A 21,768-nucleotide genomic window follows, 5' to 3' on the forward strand; every position below is an offset into this window, starting at 1 on the left:
ATGCCTATTTTATCCTTATTGATATTTTTACCGCTATTGGCTACGGCGCTCATTCTCGCCCTACCAACACGATATAAATCGAGTTACAAATATATTGCTTTAGCATTCACAGCAATACAATTTGTACTGGCCGGAATATGTTATGCACAATTTGATGCAAGCAAAACAGGAGTCCAAGATCTGGCGGGCTATCAATTTGTTGAACAGCTTTCCTGGATCCGATTAGATTTAGGATCAATAGGTAAATTAGAGATCGATTATCTTATTGGTATTGATGGGATCTCCATGCCCTTGTTATTGCTGAGTGCTTTCGTTATGCTGATGGCTATAGGCGCCTCTTGGAATATCCAGAAAAGTCCGAAGGGATACTTTGCCTTACTCATGGTACTTAATATGGCCGTTATGGGGATTTTCTGTGCATTGGATTTCTTCCTATTCTATTTGTTTTATGAAGTCATGTTACTGCCACTCTACTTCTTGATTGGTATCTGGGGTGGTGCAAGACGCGAATACGCAGCCATAAAATTCTTTCTATATACCCTATTCGGGTCTGTATTTATGTTGTTGATTATCGTAGGATTGTATTTTTCAGTAATCAACCCTTTGACTGGAGCACATACTTTCAACATGATCTATATGATGAATCCACAGAATTATCTTGAGGGTTCTATTTTCGGCTGGGAGGGTTACCAGGAAATTTTGGGTGTTTCGGCTCGGCTGATCGGTTTCATTGTGCTTTTCTTTGCCTTTGCCATTAAAGTACCCATTGTTCCCCTACATACTTGGCTACCGGATGCGCACGTTGAAGCGCCGACACCAGTATCTATTATTCTTGCCGGTATCCTCCTGAAAATTGGTGGTTACGGTATCATCCGTATCTGTTATAGCATCTTTCCCGATATGGCAGCCTTATCCAATTGGTGGCTGGGATTAATCGGCGTTGTATCCATTATTTATGGAGCCTTGAATGCCTTATCACAAAAAGACCTGAAACGAATGATTGCTTATTCATCGGTCTCTCATATGGGTTTTGTGCTGCTTGGTATTGCATCGCTGACTGCCGAAGGTATTTCTGGCGCCATGTTTCAGATGATTTCCCATGGATTCTTATCAGCGGCACTCTTTTTCCTTGTTGGCGTGGTCTATGACCGAGTACATGACAGAAATATCTATAGTTTCCGTGGCCTAGCTCAAATTATGCCTAAATACACAGGTTATGTCGCTGTCGCATTTTTTGCATCCCTGGGCCTGCCCGGCTTTTCAGCCTTTATTGGTGAAGCCTTTGTCATTATCGGTTCCTTCAATGCAGCGAGCATAGGAACCGGGTTACCGCGCTGGATGGCACTTGCGGGCTCCATAGGTATCCTATTAAGTGCAGCCTATCTACTTTGGACACTGCAACGTATGTTCTTTGGACAAATTCGCTTAAAAGGTGGTGAATCTTGGAGTAATGCACTTACAGACCTAAATTCACGCGAACAGATCATCTTATTTCCTACCCTAGCGCTCGCCTTATTACTTGGAGTTATGCCGGCATTAGTATTTAACAACCTAAACGCTAGTGTTCTGAATCTCGTGAGTTTTATCCAACAATTTATTTAATTCGCATGCTCGCATTCAGTCCATATATCAGTTCTTTCATCGATCAGATTATCGTAAGCGTTCCTTATTTTAAGCCTGAACTGACATTGATCGTCACTTTTATTGGTACTATCCTCGCTAGTCTTTTTATTGACAAACACTGGAAGCATACCTCCTTTGTCATCACCCTCATTGGGCTATTGCTCAGTGGCTGTTACCTTATGGGCCAAGGACTCAGTAAGGTAGAGATGGCTGGCTTTTTTGATATGATCCAGGTTGATGCTTTCGCTACTTCGGCACGACTGATTATCCTGTTGTCAACAATTCTCATTTGTATATTCATTCAACAACGCCATCAAGCGCATGGTCGCCCCTTAGGTGATCTCTATGCGGTACTATTGACAGCAACATTGGGTCTGAATCTATTGACTATGTCGAGCAATTGGCTGATGATATTTATTGCTGTCGAAACGGTTTCGATTAGCTCCTATATCATGGTGGGTTATTTCTCCACCACTAAAATTCAATCGGAAGCTGCTTTAAAATATGTACTGTTCGGATCCATCTGTGCTGCGGTTATGCTCTATGGCTTGTCTTTATTATACGGTTTCACGGGAAACCTGAATTTTGACGCTCCAAGTCACATTGCTGGCTTGATGGAAGCACCCCAGATCATGATCAGCATTGCTTTACTATTTTTGCTGACAGGTATTGGTTTCAAACTGAGTTTTTTCCCTTTTCATGTCTGGAGTCCGGATGTTTACCAAGGCGCCCCAACAGTTATTACAACCTATCTCGCTACAGTACCCAAAATTGCTGTTGTTGTGCTATTATCCAAGATACTTTCAGCCTGGCTTAACGTGTCCTTTTATTTTAGTGATTTCTTGACTTATGTGATTATTGCGATCGCCATTGCAACTATGCTGATTGGTAATTTAGCCGCTTTACGCCAACAAGATGCCAAAAGGATGATGGCCTATTCTTCTATTGGTCATACGGGTATACTTCTTATGGCTGTATTGGTTTATCAAAATAATGAATCAAATGTGCTGTTATTTTATCTATCCATATACGCTTTGATGAATATTGCGGTATTCATCTTTATTGATGCTTTGGAAGCTAGTTTAGGAAATACTTCAATTGAATCGTATCGCGGCTTAGGAAAGCGGTACCCACTGCTGTTCACTTCCTTTTCAATTGTTTTAATCGCTTTGGTAGGGCTCCCCCCTACTGCAGGTTTTGTTGGAAAACTTTTGGTCTTTTCCAAAGTGTTCGAACAATACCAAAACTTCCAATCCTTTGGTTTATTGGCATTGCTCCTAGTTGGCGCATTGACCTCTGTCATTTCCCTATTTTATTATTTTAAAATACCACTGAATGCGTTTTTAAGGGACAATACGGGATCTCCAGCAGTGAAGTTTAATATGGTACTCTTGTGTATTGGAATCTTATGTACAGTAGCCGTGTTGATCTTAGGTATCTTTCCCGATTTATTACTTTCGGCATTCTAGGAATCAGAAAACTTCTTTCATTTTAAATAAGTCTATCGTCCAATTCATTCCCTTAATGTCTGCGTTGAATAGTAAAAATACTCCATAATATATTTTATATTTCCTCAATAAAAGTATTATCTATGGTTGAGGAGAGACCGATAAATTGTTTTTTATGTAAAGCGCAATTAAATTGCATATAAAAAGCAATTTATCTAAGTTTGTACCATGATTAGTGCAATAGCAAATCCAATTTTTCAGCGTGCTATCCAGGATTACCACGTCTACGATCAGATTGATCATCCAATCCAAAATCCGTATGACAAACAATCCCTGGAACATCTCCTCTATTTAAAATGCTGGATTGACACCGTGCAATGGCATATGGAAGATGTGGTACGTAATCCCTCGATTGACCCCCAAGAAGGCTTATACTGGAAAAGACGTATTGATGAATCCAATCAGTACCGCACAGATACCGTAGAGTATATTGATAGTTATTTTCTACAAAAATTTCAAGATATACAGGCGAGTCCTACAGCAACAATCAATACTGAAAGTCCGGCCTGGGCTATTGATAGGCTTTCCATTCTGGCTTTAAAAATCTACCACATGGAACAGGAAACATTGCGCACAGATGCTTCCGAAGCACATATCATTTCCTGCCAAGAAAAACTGAACATTTTATTGGAACAAAGGAAAGATTTGTCCCAAAGTATTGATGAATTAATGACTGCCATCGCATCTGGCGATAAATACATGAAGGTTTATAAACAGATGAAAATGTATAACGACCCGTCATTGAACCCTGTCCTATATTCTTCAGGAAAATAAAACATGTCCTTACCGCAACGGATCATAGTAACCCGATTTTCAGCTATGGGCGATGTTGCCATGGTTGCCTCAGTGTTGAAAGAATTCTGCATTCAGTACCCTGATGTAGAAATTATTATGGTCAGCAGGCAATTCTTTGCCCCATTTTTTGATGGAATCAAAAGTATACGGTTTCACGCCATTGAGCCCAAAACAGTTCATAAAGGTTTCTTTGGATTAGTCAAGCTAAAAAAGGAACTGGCTCAATACGGCGCAGACGCTGTGGCAGACTTACATTTCAATTTACGCTCCCGCGTAATCGATCTTTTATTTTCGTTATCGGGCGTAAAAGTAAAACAACTTAACAAAGGCAGGACGGAAAAAAAAGCTTTAACCCGGGAAAACAACAAAATTAAGGTTCCTTTAAAGCTAACGGTAGAGCGCTATGCAGACGTATTTCGTGCATTAGGATTCAAATTTGAGCTCAGCAAAAAATTGGTTTCTAATTTGCAAGATGTACCCAAAGCTGCTTTTAGTATGTTTGCAAATTTTGATCGAAAGAAAATTGGCATTGCCCCATTTGCACAACATCGTTATAAGATTTTCCCTCAAACCAAGATGGAAAATGTGATAGACGAACTCACGCACAATGGCTATGATGTTTTGTTGTTCGGCGGTGGCGAACAAGAGTTCCAGATTGCCCAAAACTGGACTGAGCGATTTCCCAACACCTATAATACCATAGGCAAATTCTCGCTGCGGGAGGAACTGGATTTGATATCCAATCTGGATCTTATGATCAGCATGGATTCTTCGGGACTTCATATGGCATCATTAATGGGCGTAAGGTGTCTTTCTTTGTGGGGAGCAACGCATCCATATGCTGGATTCACAGGTTATGGGCAGCAGCTAACAGACTGCATCCAAGTTGAGCACCCCAATAGACCAAGTTCAGTCTATGGCAACAAGCCCTGTGATTGTGATGGAATAGAAGCAATTGATTTAATTACACCGGAAATGGTGATTGAAAAAATAAGAGCAATAGGATGAAAATAGGGTTAATAACCATTCGATACGGATTGGATATCACCGGTGGAGCCGAATTCCATTGTAGAATGCTAGCTGAACGATTATCAGCAAAACATGACGTGACTGTATTAACCACCAATATCAAGTTTTTAAATAAACCAGAGGAAGATTTCACTCCGGGCCTAGAAATTATAAAGGGAATACCTGTGATGAGATTTGTGACCGATAAAAATTCATCTTCCGAAAAGAAAAGTAAAATCGCCCGGAAAATACGCCGATTGATCTATCGCTGGGGATTAGCAAAGCCTGTTTTTTCCTTATTCCCTATTTGGAAATTCAAAGTTGATGATGAATCAAAATATTTAGAAGGACATCCATTTTATTCGTCTTCATTACTCAACTATATTAGGGAATTTCAACACGATTTCGACAAATTCATTTTCTTTACTTACGAAAACCCACTAACCATATTGGGATCACTTCTTGTACCACAGAAGTCTATTCTGATACCCACTGCACATATGGAGAGTATGTTATTTAGAAGCATCAACACACTTTTATTTTCAAAAGTTAATCATATTGCCTTTAACACGGAAAGTGAAAAAGAAATGTGTTTAGAAATTTTCAGAAATTCGCTTGCAAAAAATACAATTGTTGGCATAGGAGTCAATCAAATAGATGATTTACCGGCAGCAACAACGATCAGTGCCAAATATCAGATCAAATCACCATACTTACTTTATTGTGGCCGCATTACGCCAGTCAAAATCAACAATTTTATGGCCTATTTTCTGAAATTAAAATCAGAAAAACAGATCGACTTGCAACTTGTACTTACAGGAGAAAATACCATGAATGTTGAGCAAGATCCTGATATCATCTATACTGGTTTTGTAAGCGAGGAAGAAAAAAAAGCGCTAATGCAACAAAGCTTTGCCATTATTAATCCCTCACTCGCCGAAAGCTTATCACTATTGACATTAGAAGCGCTCCACTTGGGTAAACCGGTCATTGGTAACAAAAAGTGTGATGTTATGGTCGAGCATGAACGCAAAAGTGGAGCTGTTTTCTGTTATGATTCCTTCAACTCCCTAAGTTCAATTATCACATATTTGCAAGATCCAAATACAGATAAGAACATCATTGAGGCAAAAGCGAAAGAATATGTTTCTAAATATTATAATTGGGATTTGGTATTAAGTAAATTTGAAAACATTTTTAAAGAAAACTAAAACCAAGTCAGGCATGATAACAATTGGATTCGATACTAAACGATATTTTCTCAATCGAACAGGCTTAGGTAATTATAGTAGAGATCTCATCCGTATTCTGGAGCAATACTATCCTGAGCATACTTATTTGAAATATACGCCAAGATTGGGTAATAATGATCTTTCGAAGAAGGCACTTATTGAAGAAAAAATTCGTCTACCCAAAACTACATTTAACCGTGCTTTTCCCGCACTTTGGCGAAGCTTCGGAATAGCATCTGACCTACTTAACGATGGCGTAGAACTCTTTCATGGCCTTACAGGAGAAATACCAAGGGGTTTAAAAGCCCGTGGAATTAAATCCGTTGTCACGATACATGATTTAATCTTCTTACGCTATCCCGAACTCTATAAACCCATAGATCGTTGGATATACAACAAGAAATTTCAATTAGCTGTTAATCACGCTGATAAAATTATTGCAATTAGTGAACAGACTAAATCGGATATCATCGATTACTACGCAATTCCCGAACATAAGATTGAGGTCATTTATCAGGGTTGTCATCCGGCTTTCAAGGTCCCAAAAAGCGCCGACGAGCAGGAAAAATTAAGGTTAAAATATAATTTACCCAAAGACTTCCTATTAAATGTGGGTTCAATTGAAAAACGAAAAAATGTTTTACAAATTGTAAAGGCTATTCAGGATATCGATATCCCATTATTAATAATTGGTAAGAAAACCCCCTATCTTGAGGAAATTAACAAATATATCGTAGCCAATAAATTGGAGAGCAAAGTCATTATAAAACAGGGTTTCACTATTGAAGAACTATCGACCATTTATTCGATGGCATCAATTTTTATATACCCCTCTATCTTTGAAGGCTTTGGTATTCCTATCATTGAAGCCTTATATGCTGGCACCCCTGTCATTACAACTAATTCGGGTGTATTTCCGGAAGCTGGTGGACCATCGTCTTGTTATATCGACCCTTCAAATGTCGACGAAATAAATCTAGCGATCAAACGTATTCTCGGCGATTCCCAAACCGGCGCCAGCATGATTGCGCAGGGACGTCTCTATGCTCAAAAATTTAATGATGAAAAAATTGCATCAGAACTATTAAACTGTTATAAGTCCTTATTGTAATTTAGGCTGAATAGTACGCGTAAAGTATTTATCTAAGACTTTTAATGCGATTAAATCCTCTATTTTTTTATTTTTAAACTGCGCAATATATTCATGCGCATTTTTTACAATCATCTTAGCCGCATTATCATCTGCCATAAAATAGCGTAATTTTTCTTCCAAATCAGAATAATCATCTTTAATAGAAATAAAATGAAAATCTGGAATTAGGCGTCCCTCCATAAACCAAGTCTCATATTTAGGCATAGGCATCACCGCAATAGAATTAGAGGACATAATCCACTTCAAGTTTGTCGCAACATCATTTCCCTCAAGCGCCAAAATAAATTTATAATCAAGGTGCTCTGCGATGGATAAATAATCCTTATCGGAAGATCTATTTGCCTTTTTGATATTACACAATGGATGATCATAATACAATTGGTAGAATCTACTACGATGAACCTGTCCAAAACCGCTCCTTCCGACCAACATATCTATTTTTTTATCAAAAGACACATCGTCATGAAGAAAATTAAAATGTCTTGCCTTATCCAAATTTAAGACTACTGCATTGCTGTTATTGCCATGAATAGGTCGGCTCTTTAGTAAAGTCGGATGTAAGGGAACATGAATGATATCACCGGGCAAAATACTGAATCGCAATTGGGGGTTAAAAAAACGTAAATACTCCTTACTGTCGAAATAATAAACGCGTATGCGTTCTGGCACTCGATATTTCCCTATTTCAATTGCATCCTGATCTAACTGCTCAAACCTTTCCAACTTATTGTAATAATTTACCCTATCATCAATATATGCAGCATTTTTGCGATAATAAGCGCTATTTAAATGCTTTTTCAGTTGGGCTTGCGAAAGACTGCCAGGAACTAGCTCCCTAAGAATTGCTTTAATATAATAGTAAATCTTATTATTCTTATTTCGCAAAAAGGTTCTTTTGAAATTCATCGATGACCAATACTTTTCTTCAAAAATAAGTAAAAATAACTCTCCCTTAAAATAAACAAGCCTAAAAATCTGTGTCAGGCTTTACAACAGGAATACGCAGTTGCAGTTTCTTCCAATGGTTAGACTTGTCTTTATAAATCATAAGTTTGCCTAATTTATACTTAAATTTCAGTAATCCCTTATAATCATCTTCAATGCAGCGATACGCCACACTCGGATTTTCTTTCAGAACCTCATTAATCGCTAATGTATAAACTGTTGGTCCTGTCATCGCATGCACATCATGTGGAAATCGATTCTGTTCAATATTATCCACAATCAGTTCCATCGTTCTTTTTAAAAAAGGATGTCCTTTATCAAAGATCAGTGCCCATTGTGCATATAGGCTCCTATTATTCTCATGCGTTATTACTGCAACGTCATCCTTATTTAGATATTTATCGATAGAAACTAACAAATCACTATCTAAATCTATATAAATGCCTCCATATATATACAAAACAGCATAGCGAAAGAAATCTGCTTTAGCGGCCCCTATCTGAAGACGATGATAGGCTTTATTAATGCGCTCATCAAAATGTTCAGCAAAGAAGTCGCTCACCCTTTGATCATCATAGAACTCATACGAATAATCCTTGTTCTTTTTCAAAAACGAGCGAATATAGAGTTTCGTAAGCCAAGGAATCTTATTATCCTTAAATGTTTGAAATATATTTTTTGGAATTCCCATGATAATTAATAACTACAGGAAACTAGAAAGTCCGTCAGCACAGGATTTCAGCTTTTCTAATTTTGTCTTTTCTAATAAATGATCGTTTTGTGGAAGTGCTTTTCTAGACTCCTCTTTATGATATAAGTGATACCCAATTGCAGCAAACTTAAGTAGTTGCCCTTTGAGTCCATAGTTGAATAAACGTTCCACAAATTCACTGTCTTCCCGGCCCCAGCCTTCAAAAAGATTATTAAAACCATTCACTGCACGAACATCGCGCATATAGAAAGACATATTACAAGAGCGTACTTTGCTTCTGTTATTTGCTAGGTTTTTCGCAGTCCATCGTGCCAAAAGAAGACTACGAAAACTACTTATTCTCTTTTCAACCCGACCAGATTCGAATCCAGCCTGAAACATATTCGGATACTTCAGTTGATTCGACTCGGCTAACAATTTAGATGTTAATGCTTGATTCAGTAAAACCCTTCCACCTTGGATAAAATGTCCGACTTTGGCGAGTTTTAGATGGTCTTCAATAAAATTTGGTGCCATAAGAATGTCACCGTCAACGAGTATGACATAGGGTGATTTCACTTGGGCTAGTGCTTGATTTCGAATACGTGCAACGCGAAAACCACAATCTTCCTGCCATACATGGCAGATTGGAATTTCAGAAACCTGCTCACAACGATGGACCAGCTGTCTTGTTCTATCATCAGAGCCGTCATCTGCGACAATAATTTGGCTCGGCAAAACTGTTTGATTTAATGCAGACAATAGCACCAATTCCAATGCATCGGGCCTATTATACGTTGTAATAATTATCGAAGTTTCCAAAAAATAGCTATAAAACCGTAAGTGCTAATCAGATGATTTCAGGTATTTATCAATACCGTTATCACAATAGGTCAAATTTAGCTTTTTTGTTTTTGCAAACAAACAATTGTTGTTACCTAAATTCTCTTTTGCATTTATCGCATGCCAGATGTGAAACACAATGCCGCCGAATTTTAAGAAGCGTTTTTTGATGTTGATATTTAAGAGTCTAGCGACAAATTCTTTATCTTCCGGTCCCCAGCCTTTAAAGTCTTCATTGTAGCCATTCACACGAATGGCATCTTCTTTCCAATACGCCATATTGGCCCCATGAATCTCCCAACGTTCGTTGCCCTTATTTTTATAATTAAATTCAAAATATTTCCATAACAACTGAAAACGAAAAGCACTGAATAGGTTCGAGACCCCCTTATCAAATCTATTCACCTTTGTATCAAGCTTGGTCAATTTTTTCTCGGAAAATTCCTGATCAAGATAAATACGGCTGGCACGTACTACAGATCCTTTTTGCGCAAATTTCCGATGATCCCGAATAAAATAGGGGTGCAAAATTAAATCACCATCAATTTGAACAATATAGTCGGATGAGGCCTTAGCAATGGCTTTATTTCTGATTTTCGCCAACTGGAAACCCTCGTCTTCATGCCATACATGAATAAAAGGAATATTAAACTTACTTTTATATTCTGCTACAACTCGCTCTGTCTCCTTTCCTGACCCGTCATCAGCGATAAGTATTTCATCAGGAAGAACCTTCTGAAGCAATACACTTTCCAAGCATAATGCCAACGCCTCCGGCCAGTTATAAGTAGATATTATTAGAGAGATTTTCATTTATTCATCTATTGTTAAAAACAGCGTCCAAGACCTCATACTCTTTCTTTACGGTATGATTACTTCGCATATATTCAATGGCCTGATTCGATTTTCTTTTATGAAATTCATCCTCCTGGAGCAATTCAATTATATGAGAGGCAAAAGCCTGTTCATCTAGAGATACAAGACATCCATTATCTGATTTATTAAACAATCCATCGACACCACGCTGATTGGTTACAACCGGAATGCCAAAAGATAATGCTTCCAAAACCTTTATTTTGATTCCTGTCCCTGAAAGCATTGGACAGATAGCAACTTTAGCCTGCTCATAATATTCTGCAAGATCATCCACCAATCCATGTTTTATAACATTTTTCACTGCTGGGATATGTGCACAAATCTTGCCAATCACATGCAGTTCAACATTCGTAAGTAGTGGAAATACTTTTTCTAAAAACCACTTTATGCTAGACACATTGTGCGGATTGTCACTTGCTACATAAATTAAGTCAATCTTCTTTTCGCGTTCTTGAACAACAGGCGATGGCATTGAAACCGGAATTAATCGTACAAATTTATCTGCAAACTGTTCAAAAATATATTTTTCCTCAATTGAAAATGTCCATATCTCGTTAAAAGAAGTCATCATAGACAACTCCGCTCCGAACATTTTACCCAATTGACGCATTGAAAAGTTTTCCTTTTCCTTTGTCTTATTTTGCAGCGTAAGAAAATCATGCGAATCTAAAATTGTATAAGGCCCTATCAAATTCTTTACCAAACTACCAAATTCAACATAGCTAATAATAACATAATCATACTTATGATCGCTTAAAACCTCTTCAAATCTTCTTTGAAATGATGGCGAAACACGATCAACCAAATTTGAGTGGAATATATTTTTTATCTCTTTTTGTAATTTATCACGAAAGAAATAACTAATTCTATTTTTTTTTGAAGATTTAAAGGGTAAAATAATCAGGTTAATATTTGGAAATTCTGATTGAAAAATAGATTCATCACCTGCCCCCCAATTGATTGAGGATACAAAATCAATCACAAAATTTGCACTTATCGTATTAAAATAAGTTAACAACTGCTTACACCTAGTCAAATTGCCTGCTTTAGAACTGTTAGGATTTTCAGGCATAAAATATAATATTCTCTTTTTCTTTATTGTTTGCATTTATTCTTACATTGAAAAGGTAAAAAGCAGTAATTGCTTTTATAATAAATAATACGAATTATTCTCGGAAAATGCCACATTCTTCTTGAACTTTTCTTTTGCAGGAGTATTAAGACCTTTATAAATCATTCATGATGAAATTTTTCCATAAGATAATAGAGGTCGTCAAGTCCAACTATATCTCGCCTTCGCCCCGAAAACTCTTTGTAACGGTCTCCACTAAATTTAACCATCCTTTAGCCATATGCTCAAAACTGTACTCCATCATTGCCAAATTGCTTTGAACTCCAAGTCTCGAACGTAGAGAAGAGTCCATGATCAATTGTTCGAGATGCAGGGCCATCTCTCGCTCGTCCAATGCTAAAAAACCATTCTGATTGTGTTTGATCAATTCATTTACGCCTGAACAAGAGGAAAAGCCAATACTTGGCAGGCCTATTGACATGGCTTCTGCTAAGGCTAATCCAAACCCCTCATATTTACTGGGGAAAATAAAAATATCAGCATCTCGCATCTTTAACAGTGGATCCTCAGTGAATCCACAAAGAAAAACCCGTTCAGACAATCCAATATCACGAATTTGTGTATTCAACCGATCAAAGTCTGGACCTATCCCCCAAAACTCCAAATCCCAATTGGGATATTTGTTTGCCAGGTTAGCAAAAATCGCAATAGCAATATGCTGCTGCTTACACTCGGTATCCAAACGCCCAACATGAATAATCTTATATCTTTCCTTGATACGGTCATGTATAACTAAATCGCCAGGATCTACTTGCTGAATTGGATTGGCAATAACGTCGCATTGTCCAGAAAAATTAGACGGCAAAAAATCCCGATAGCTATCAAATAAGATCTGAACACCATTCAGTTGAGCGAAACTAGCCGTTAACAAATCAACCATAAATGCATCTCTTCCCCCTAAAATATTGGTATAGTCGTAATCAGGTCTTCCATTGACAGAGTCTATAATGGGGATTGACAGCGTATTTCCATAAGTGATCTCAAGGAGTGAGCCAATGGACATTGTAATAATCAAATCGGGCTTTAGCCTGTCAATATAATCCTTCCATAAAATCGCCCGCTTTCGCAAATTAAACTGATATAATTTATCAGCTCCCCCCATGCGTTTCTTTAATTTGCGGTTATACCACTTGCTGTATTTTTTGCGAGCCTTGTATTTCAACCATAAAAGTGGGTTCGGCCCCTTATAATTATAAATCGGAATCTCGAGCTTCTGTTCCAAACTCGAGTCAAAGATATTCGTCACCTTCACCGACTTATGCAGTGGAAAAACTGCTGAGCCTTTTATATTTTCATTGGTTGCAATCTCAACTTCATACCCATTTGTACTTAGTATATTCGCTAGCGTAGAACATATCTTTTCCGTTCCACCTATTCCATTTAGAAAATACAAATGTTGTATTAGTAAAATCTTCATACGTCGAGATACTTATGTCTGATCCTTTGACGGACTTTTCTTCTTAAGCCAGCAATTGGAATAAACCTAACCCAGAATAAACTTTGCTTGAGTTTTTGAGACCTCCTTTTGCAATAAGTCGCATAAAATTTGTCAAAATCCCTATGATCTCGAGCCTCTACAAAATAGCTAAAAGGCACCGTTAATATTTCTTTATCTTCTTTGGTAAGATGTGGACTTACATATTCTTGCATAAAAATTTGCAATAACTTAAACAGCTCTTCCTTCTCAAGATCACTGAATGCCATTTTTAAATAACGAAACTCAAAAGGTTCATGTTCGATAAATAGCGCTAATTTTAACGCTTTTGAAGCAAAGAAATCATGTTCCTTATAAAACTCCTTCAATAGCTCTAACCACATTGGAATCTGTTTCAATAAGCGATCAGTCTGTCTATTAATTTGCGTATGATTTTGATTCTCGTGCTGTCTATAAAAATATACCGCGCCAGGATTAAATCCGATCTTATCGGTTACCAAAAAAAGACGGTGTGAAAACAAGCCATCCTCGCAGGGTTGAATTCCTGCAGGAAAACGAATATCGGGATAAGTGTCCAATAAGGTCCTTTTGATCAACAACCCACATGTCGGTACAGCAGTCAAACGTGGGGCCCGCGAACAATAAGGCTCGCCCAAAATCACCAAATCAAAATTTTGCTGTTTAGCTATCGCTAAAGAAACTGACAAAAATGCGGGATCAATGGTATCGTCAGAATCTAGAAAATAGATGTATTCTCCGCTGGCATGAATGAGTCCGTTATTTCTAGCGACAGACACGCCAGAATTTTTCTGATCAAAAAAATAAATTCGAGCATCCAAAGACGCATACTTCCGACAGATTTCAGCAGAAGAATCACTACTACCATCATTAACGAGAATGATTTCGAAATCTTGTAATTCCTGATCAAGCACACTTTGGATTGTCTCGTCTAAATATTTTTCGACATTGTATACCGGTATAACTACCGAAACAGCAATCGGACAAGGACAATCCATACAACCATTTTTTTCCATCATTAGTATTTAATATACAAAAATAGTAACAGAAATGATATATTAAATGCTGAAATCATTTTAATGATTTCTCGATCTTGTCTTTGTTTAATGTAAATTCCCGATATCTGAACTCACCAGATTTATTACCGATCATTGCTCCCATCTTAATTAAAGACTCGTTGCTGCCCATTGGAAAAATTGAACTTCTATAAGCATTATTTTTCAACAGGGGCTTCGGTAGTACTTTGAAATTTAACCCATCTTTAGAATACCCAATGTACAACAGCTCCGCAGTATATCGTTTTACATCTCCTACTGCAATGCAAAGAAAATAATAACCATCAGCAAATGTTGCCTGAATATGCCATGGGGAATTTACCCGTCCCTCCTTTAACCAAGGCCTATTTAGAAAATTTATGATTTTACTTTCCTTAAACCCTGTAAAATTAATACCATCGGTAGATGTTCTACGAACAACATAAGAAGGATCTTTACCTTTAAAATTTTTCGAATTAAAATTCAGTTCAATTTCATAACTCAAAAACTCACTTCCGTCATGAATGAAAGAGGGAGACAACAGATGATCATCTTTGGGAGTAAACGGAGGATTACTGGTAAAGGCGACATTCAAATTCGACCACTTTATACCATCTATGGAGGTTTGTTGAACAATCGTGCGATGTGCATTTTGTTTCAATCGATCAAAATTGGTATTACTTAACACACATTTGCCTTTCAAAGCCTGAGCAGTGATAAAACTACCCCTATAGTAAAGATAAAACTGATTATTTAAGTATATCCAATCGACATCTGACCAAAATCCCTGAATCGGATCAACCTTGTTTTCACCGAAACTTTCTGTGGGAAAGGGAGCATTGATAATTGGATTGCTCAATCCCGGAGGATTTACCCAATCGAGACCATCATTTGATACAACAACACTTGGATTTTCAAATTTCTTTGAATTTTGATTGGTCCCTACTGCGCCAAAATAAGGTGTAAAAACCATCCAATACTTATACCCATTCAGTTTATTTGGAAAATAAAGAACATCTGGATGGCAATAACTGGCATTTGCGCCCGAGATATCTATAAAATCGTTGGCATTTTTTAGTCCCTTAAAATTAGCGTCAGCAACAGTATGTATATTGACCAAACCTTCATCACCATCAAAAGTAACTGAATCAATGGGCTCAACAGTCCAAATAGGAGCTTCAACATCCTGCGCAAAAAAATCCTCTGGACGGCTGCAAGCCACTAGAAAAATACTTCCATAAAGAAGTATCAAAAAATTACGAATCATAAGTAAAAATCAAACGGTAGAAACAAAAAAACGCGACTTGGCTAACGATGTTTTTCAAAAAATAAAATAAGCTGACGGCAAGTAGATGTATAAAACAAATTATTGTTTTTCGCTGCGAAATTAGCATAATTTTATTAAAATAAAACAACGATTTTTTTAAAATCACTAAAACAACAAAGGCCCAAAATCACCCTAAAAAAATTCGTTATCAAGGCTTTCATTGTGCCATTATAAACATTAAAAAAAACACAACGCTTTAGCTTTGATACGATATTAAACGTATCACTTGAGGTAAAAAAACTATTCATAGAGTATATACTTTTCAAAACTTCCTGTATTATTATTTGTATTCATACGCAAGCCTGCTCATTGCCCAAACACAATGAACCGGAACAACAAGCGTTATTATTTATATTGTATAAGAATCAAAAGTTTTAATCATGGACAACAGTAAAAAACTTTATATCATCCGACATGCCAAAGCCGAAACTATTCCGGGCATAAACGATTTTGATCGCGCACTTACATCCGACGGCATACAACACGCAAAACAAGTCGCGGCTAAGCTATCGGCAAAATTGACCCTAGATGAAAACAGTATCGTGATTAGTTCGCCAGCCAATCGTGCACTCCAAACAACACGTATTTTTCTAGATGTCATGGGCTCTTCTTCTTTTGATATCCAAATTGAAGAAACAATTTATGAATGTACATACAAGCATTTGCTATCCATCATAAATACGATCCCCGATCATATCAATCATGTACTGCTCTTCGGACACAATCCCACATTGACTGATCTAGTGGAATACCTAACCCGAAAAGCGGCCTATTTACGCACCTCATCCTGCGCAGAGATCAAGCTCGATGCAGGCTTTACCTTTCATATGCTCAGCGGCAATTGCGCCGATCTTGTGCAAATAATTGATTAAAATTCTATCAAAGAACAAACTTATCTGAAGATAAGATCAGCTTATCACTTACCCGCATTTGATTTCATTGCCTTATCAATCACCAAAGGCACTGAAATCAAATCCAAATCATGTGAATACACCACAAATTTTTCGACCCAACAGGGATCAAATTTTTCCTTAAATTCTTTCAGGCCCTTTGGTTGACGGAAGTAAGGATTATTTTCATATAGAAAACTGATCAAACGTTCAACAAGACCTTTCTTCTTGTCAAATCCCGAAAAAGGAGCCAGTCCCATATTTAAAAAAGAATAACCTTCCTCTTTGCAATACGCTAAAAAACGGATAATTAATACATCCATATTTCCCCCTGGCGCATCTTGCAATTTACGGATAAGATCATACGTCGCCTCGTCTGGAGCATAATTGGGAATGATATTCAAAAAGGCCAAAATGCGCCCTTCGCTATCCTCCAAAGTAATTACATGGCTATTTTTAATCTTACCAACGTCGAACATGCCTTGAGAAAAAACACGTTCTGAACGCTTCATGTCTCTCAACCAATGATCCGACACAACCTGCAGTTTCTGAAGCAAACCATTGGATAACGGTGCGCGATATAAATTCGAAACAAAACCTTTTTTTTCAATGCTATTCACCGCATTTCGAAGTGATTTACGTTTTTTTCCTTCCAGCGAAAAATTATCGACATTGACAATAGCCTCTTCTCCGATCAGAAAAGATTTTTTACCCAACTGCTTGAAAACCCCTAGATGTCTACCATCAACGCGGTAATAGGCTGTTTTTAAACTCGATTTGCGACAATAACGTTCAAATGCATTAATCAGTTCTTTCATCGCATCTTCAGTATCCTCACAAACGGGTCCTTCGAGCACCATAGCAAAACCATAACATTTTTTATACGCAATAAAGCCGGTCCGCTCCGTATTAAAGAAAAGATCTTTATCCCCATACGTCTTAAAATAATCAACAGGTGATTTACCATAACGCTCCAAAAGGCGCTGTGCAATTTCAATCTGCCCATCAACCTCTTCTTCCGCTAACTGACACGGATTGACCATCCAGTAGAACAATGCAGACAGACTGATCACACTAAAAAAATTAATGGAATACAAAAAATACTGTCCTATCGTTGTCTGAGGTTCCGCAACATCACCATTAAGTAGCACAAAACCGTGCAGCGTACTGCTTACCGCATTTAAAATGGTAAAATCCATGTTAAAATGCTTCGCATTCAGAAAATAAAACCCAGTAATTCCATACAACAGCACAACCCCGATAAGCCACAAAACCAAGCTGAGGTTTAAGGAACTGAATCTCCTATTACTTTGTACAAAATAGTGTTTTGATGAATAAAGAAGCATCAACAGCACCAAAAAAGCGAACCAGGCTTCTTCAAAATCCAGCCCTTTGGAAAGATTAGCAACAATGGAAAGCGAACATAGCGCAACCGCAACATACCAAGCCATACGTAGCCCCTTCAACAGAAAGCCCGAACACATCACCAATAATATACCGAAGAAAAGTACCGCTGCATTTGAAAAGTTTAAAGCATCATAAGATATAAATTGCTTTAATGCCGTGACACGGCTATGAATCGCCGGCGTCAAGACAGAGATGATATTAATAAGCCCCATCACAAAAATAAAAACAGATGGAAGTAACCGAACAAAGATGTTGTTTTTATTCACGAAGAAACTAATTCCCCCCAATGCCAATGGACCCCAAAACTCAAATAAACGATATAAAAGGGATATAGAAATAGCCTGTTCTTCGCTGTAGCCAAACTTACACAGAATGACAACCATAGACACTTCGATCAGTCCCACCCCCTTCATCAATGGTGAAAAACAATAGACCAACGTTCCGACAGCATAGGTTACTGTACAGGCCAATAAAGATGTTTCAAAGCCTAAAGCAAGCATTGCAATATAGATATGTAAAATTCCTACCAGCTCAATGACTGTCGCCCAAATGAGACTTTGCAATACAGCCCAAAAATCTACACCCTTTTTATGGAGTTCATCCCAGGTACCTGCAACTGAGGGGAAATGACGTACTGTAAAATTGTATGCTACTCCCCCACGGTAAAATGATCTGCAGTACCAGCCAAATCCCAGCAATAGAACACTAAAAACAAGCATAATTCCAATGATCTGCACATCAAGACCTGCGATTCCTACAAACAGAAAAACAAAAAGACAGAGTATAAATAAGGACACTAGGCTAATGACTGCGTAGATAACAGAAGAAAGATTGGCGTTTGCATCATCAATTCCCTCTTGATTAACTTCTTTCTTAAAGAAAGCCAGTGAGGTAAATCCACCTACCGGAAGAAAGACACTGATAAAGTTTCTCTTTAGAAATAAACGGGTAGCTCCACCCAGTGATAACTTTTGTTGCAAAGACCTAAAACTATAGACATAGACCAAACCTTGCATGGCGATGTATGCCAAAGAAACCACGATCCCGATTGCCACCCAAAACAACGAACTTGACTGGATAAGCCCTACCGACGATGCCAGCTCCTGTCTCTGATTTGCAAAAAAATATACGGCACCCAAAATGACCAATAGGCCCAATAAGGATTTCCAGATCAACATTTTGTTTTTCATCAGCATAATTACCTCTCAAATTGACAAACCCAATTATTTCGTTTTTCTAAATCACTTTTACTAATGACATCATTACTTTAAAATAGTCCCAATCCGATTTGTTTTTTTAGGCATCAAAAATCAATACCGATCTTTGCCCTGACACCCCATGGCGATACACCTGGATTATTCAGGTACGTAAAACGGCGAACCAGATCGACACGTAGAATTTTAAAGATATTACTCAAGCCGACACTTCCTTCTATATAGGCTCCATTATTGAGGGAGAACAGCTGCGGTTCGCGAGGATCCTTAGGTAATTCATCAAAACTTTTCGTGTATCGATTGGAGGCATCGACAGCTCCATACAACATTTTTACAGAGGCAATCTCCCGGAGATCCAGTTTTTTCAGAAGCGGAACTTTATTCAGGAAAAAACCATTAAATGAATGTTGAAGTAATAGTGACGTATACTTATCGCTCATAAATTCCATTGAATTCATCAAATTGTATGAGTTGAGCTGATACGAATAGGTTTGATTTGCCCGGTGAATAATCATCAGCGGATAGGGAACCTTTCCAAATTGGATGCCCGATTCAAATACGATATCGGCAAAACCAAATTGGGACGCAAAAAATCGCTTATTGGCATTTAATATAAAACGTTGGTAGTTATAATCTCCACCCAATAAACCTTTCACGCCAACCTGTGCGGCTAAGGTAAAAACAGGCTGACCTGTATTGATAATACGTCGATAGCGTTTCCCTTGGTATAATTTCTCATGCGGAGCCCAGCGAATTTCTCCGGTGAAAGCAGAGGTCCACAGCTCATTGCCGTTACTTCTTCGAAAAGCTCGACGGTCAAACTCCAATATACCACCTGGGCTAAGGATTTGATTAAAGAACCCTACTTTAAAGGATAGATGGTTTTCAAATTCCTGCCAGTATTCGATCTGTCTCCGCTGTAGATAAAACATTTTGTCATTTTCTCCTCTTCTGAATGAAAGCAAAAAATTGTCATTATCAATAAAATTTAGATCCTGTCCCGGCACCTGCACCTCTTTACTAACCTTTGCAGAGACTAACTTTACAGGAAATTTGTAGACCGATTCTCCGTTAAAGGAGTAGGTGGCCCCCATATTATATTTCCATTGCCTATCTTTTGTACCATAGGCACCATAACCATCCAGGACCAATGTCTTGCTAAAAATATCCGTCGTGTTGCCACCAAATTTAAATCGGCTTCCTTCTACAGGGTTAAAACTATAAAATGAAGGTACTGGCCCTATTTCGATAACACCGCGTCCATAGTACCCCGACATGATAAAGGAGCCCAATGCCATCAAGTTCTTAAAAGATTTTGACTGTTTTAAGCTATCAATATTCGTAAAGGCCTGCTCTTCCAGCCTACTCAGTTTCTCAGGTCTCGCAAGATTCCAGTCAATCTCATTCGGATTCTGTGGCCCTGTCCGTGTCAATGCTTTACCATTGACAGCGAGCTGTGTTTCATTGGAAGCTGATCTGCTGGTCACTTTCTCCCCAAACAAGCCCATACCATCCTTAAAAATCCCCATGTCTATCGTCAGTACTCCCCTGCTCAGAAAAAAACGATGCGCTTGATTTTCCGAATAATTCAAAACAATATTTAAACCCTTTACCCAGTTGATATTGGTCGCTTCGTTGATGGTCAGTTCTGCTTGATCCAATGCATAACTCCCATCTAAGCGGATATAGATGAAGCCTGAAAAAAGTGCATCCTCCCTATTCCTTGGCTCTACGCGTATTTTGGCATGCCAAGGTTTAGTATCCTTCAAGGTATCAACCAAGTAATATTTATAAAACGAAGGTCCCAACGTCGCTATAGGGCTCAAAAAACGTCTATTCCCAATAGAGACATCCGTATCATAGATATTTGTTTCACCATAGATTTTATCCAAATACTCATCAATACCGTCTTCATCCAGGTACTGATCTACGCGCGACTGATTCTCACCCAGTAAAACAAAGCTGTTACCTTTAAGAGCATCCAATTTTCGCTGACCAATTTTCTCATCCATAAATATCGGGACCAGCGACCTACCGGGATATTTTAGCGTATCCATCCCCTGTTTTAAAAATCCGAAACGTTTGAGCAAGCGGGATTTATCCACCTTTTGATTTTGGATAGACAAGGACATCGATAGCTTCTCATATTCTTGATAGCTACCGGCTGTTCCATTTAACGCATTATTTTCATCTCTTTTTTCAATTACTTTACGGATTAAATCTACTGTTGGATTATGTTTATTCGTGTATTTTCTTTTTTTAGGCGCATTCACGACAACTTCATCGAGACTTTGTTGTTCATCTTCCAAACGGATAATAAGAACTTTCTTGCCCTGTGCGACACTCATCGGGAATACCTGTTTTTTATAGCCAACGGCACTAAATAGTAACTCCCAATTGTCAGGCACGGATGGTAACTGGAACTGCCCCTCCTTATTTGTTGCTACAGATTTTGCCGTATTGGAAAGCTTTACAGTAACACCTTGTATAGGTTTTGCCGTTGAGGCATCGAGGACAATCCCTGTTAATGAAGCTCCTTGTCCAAATAGTCGAGTAGTAAAGAACAATAAAACCAATAAAAAACGATATTGCATAAAAAAAACCTTGCATCTAAATTCAGTAGGATGACAAGGTTTT

17 protein-coding genes are annotated in these 21,768 nt (G+C 38.0%); 7 read left to right on the top strand and 10 right to left on the bottom strand.

Going from position 1 to position 21,768, the window contains the following annotated elements; translation table 11 throughout:
• The 6 genes from GVK91_RS04395 to GVK91_RS04420 all read left to right on the top strand — a co-directional run bounded on the left by GVK91_RS04395 (position 1) and on the right by GVK91_RS04420 (position 7,277).
• Positions 1-1,602, top strand: a complete 1,602-nt coding sequence (locus GVK91_RS04395; RefSeq protein WP_088162991.1) for a NuoM family protein — start codon at positions 1-3, stop codon at positions 1,600-1,602.
• 5 nt (positions 1,603-1,607) lie between these two features.
• Positions 1,608-3,092 carry an NADH-quinone oxidoreductase subunit N gene (locus tag GVK91_RS04400; RefSeq protein ID WP_159727221.1) on the top strand — a complete coding sequence of 495 codons (1,485 nt, stop codon included), beginning with the start codon at positions 1,608-1,610 and terminating at the stop codon, positions 3,090-3,092.
• Positions 3,093-3,299: 207 nt separating this feature from the next.
• Complete coding sequence (locus GVK91_RS04405; protein WP_153845668.1) at positions 3,300-3,905, top strand: DUF4254 domain-containing protein; 606 nt, start codon at positions 3,300-3,302, stop codon at positions 3,903-3,905.
• A 3-nt stretch (positions 3,906-3,908) separates the two neighbouring features.
• Positions 3,909-4,934: a glycosyltransferase family 9 protein gene (locus GVK91_RS04410; RefSeq protein WP_153845669.1), complete on the top strand. Its 1,026-nt coding sequence runs from the start codon at positions 3,909-3,911 to the stop codon at positions 4,932-4,934.
• Entirely contained in the window at positions 4,931-6,145 is a 1,215-nt protein-coding gene (locus GVK91_RS04415; protein WP_153845670.1) for a glycosyltransferase family 4 protein, read from the top strand. The genes GVK91_RS04410 and GVK91_RS04415 overlap by 4 nt, the downstream gene beginning before the upstream one ends.
• A gap of 13 nt (positions 6,146-6,158) precedes the next feature.
• Positions 6,159-7,277, top strand: a complete 1,119-nt coding sequence (locus GVK91_RS04420) for a glycosyltransferase family 1 protein (protein WP_227550149.1) — start codon at positions 6,159-6,161, stop codon at positions 7,275-7,277.
• Here GVK91_RS04420 and GVK91_RS04425 read toward each other — a convergent pair.
• The 8 genes from GVK91_RS04425 to GVK91_RS04460 form a co-directional block, all read right to left on the bottom strand.
• Entirely contained in the window at positions 7,269-8,225 is a 957-nt protein-coding gene (locus GVK91_RS04425; RefSeq protein ID WP_159727223.1) for a glycosyl transferase family 90, read from the bottom strand. The genes GVK91_RS04420 and GVK91_RS04425 overlap by 9 nt on opposite strands.
• Before the next feature lie 61 nt (positions 8,226-8,286).
• Positions 8,287-8,955 (bottom strand): glycosyltransferase family 32 protein, encoded by a 669-nt coding sequence (locus GVK91_RS04430; RefSeq protein WP_120333686.1) that lies wholly within the window; start codon positions 8,953-8,955, stop codon positions 8,287-8,289.
• 12 nt (positions 8,956-8,967) lie between these two features.
• Positions 8,968-9,777 (bottom strand): glycosyltransferase family 2 protein, encoded by an 810-nt coding sequence (locus GVK91_RS04435; protein ID WP_153845672.1) that lies wholly within the window; start codon positions 9,775-9,777, stop codon positions 8,968-8,970.
• Positions 9,778-9,801: 24 nt separating this feature from the next.
• Positions 9,802-10,611 (bottom strand): glycosyltransferase family 2 protein, encoded by an 810-nt coding sequence (locus GVK91_RS04440; RefSeq protein ID WP_120333684.1) that lies wholly within the window; start codon positions 10,609-10,611, stop codon positions 9,802-9,804.
• 4 nt (positions 10,612-10,615) lie between these two features.
• Positions 10,616-11,782 (bottom strand): glycosyltransferase, encoded by a 1,167-nt coding sequence (locus GVK91_RS04445; RefSeq protein ID WP_153845673.1) that lies wholly within the window; start codon positions 11,780-11,782, stop codon positions 10,616-10,618.
• A gap of 175 nt (positions 11,783-11,957) precedes the next feature.
• Positions 11,958-13,223 carry a glycosyltransferase gene (locus tag GVK91_RS04450; RefSeq protein ID WP_159727225.1) on the bottom strand — a complete coding sequence of 422 codons (1,266 nt, stop codon included), beginning with the start codon at positions 13,221-13,223 and terminating at the stop codon, positions 11,958-11,960.
• Positions 13,220-14,278, bottom strand: coding sequence for a glycosyltransferase family 2 protein (locus GVK91_RS04455; RefSeq protein ID WP_235032758.1), 1,059 nt, complete (start codon positions 14,276-14,278; stop codon positions 13,220-13,222). The genes GVK91_RS04450 and GVK91_RS04455 overlap by 4 nt, the downstream gene beginning before the upstream one ends.
• A 52-nt stretch (positions 14,279-14,330) precedes the next feature.
• Positions 14,331-15,560, bottom strand: a complete 1,230-nt coding sequence (locus GVK91_RS04460) for a hypothetical protein (protein WP_153845676.1) — start codon at positions 15,558-15,560, stop codon at positions 14,331-14,333.
• Positions 15,561-16,000: 440 nt separating this feature from the next.
• Here GVK91_RS04460 and GVK91_RS04465 point away from each other — a divergent pair, with 440 nt between their 5' ends.
• Positions 16,001-16,492 (top strand): histidine phosphatase family protein, encoded by a 492-nt coding sequence (locus tag GVK91_RS04465; protein WP_153845677.1) that lies wholly within the window; start codon positions 16,001-16,003, stop codon positions 16,490-16,492.
• Positions 16,493-16,536: 44 nt separating this feature from the next.
• Here GVK91_RS04465 and GVK91_RS04470 read toward each other — a convergent pair whose 3' ends face one another.
• Positions 16,537-19,107 (bottom strand): flippase-like domain-containing protein, encoded by a 2,571-nt coding sequence (locus tag GVK91_RS04470; RefSeq protein WP_159727227.1) that lies wholly within the window; start codon positions 19,105-19,107, stop codon positions 16,537-16,539.
• 113 nt (positions 19,108-19,220) lie between these two features.
• A complete protein-coding gene (locus GVK91_RS04475; RefSeq protein ID WP_153845679.1) occupies positions 19,221-21,725 on the bottom strand; it encodes a DUF5686 and carboxypeptidase-like regulatory domain-containing protein in 2,505 nt (834 codons plus the stop codon).
• Positions 21,726-21,768 lie beyond the last annotated feature (43 nt).

Source organism: Sphingobacterium sp. 18053 (genome assembly GCF_902706145.1).
Classification (GTDB): Bacteria; Bacteroidota; Bacteroidia; order Sphingobacteriales; family Sphingobacteriaceae; genus Sphingobacterium; species Sphingobacterium paramultivorum.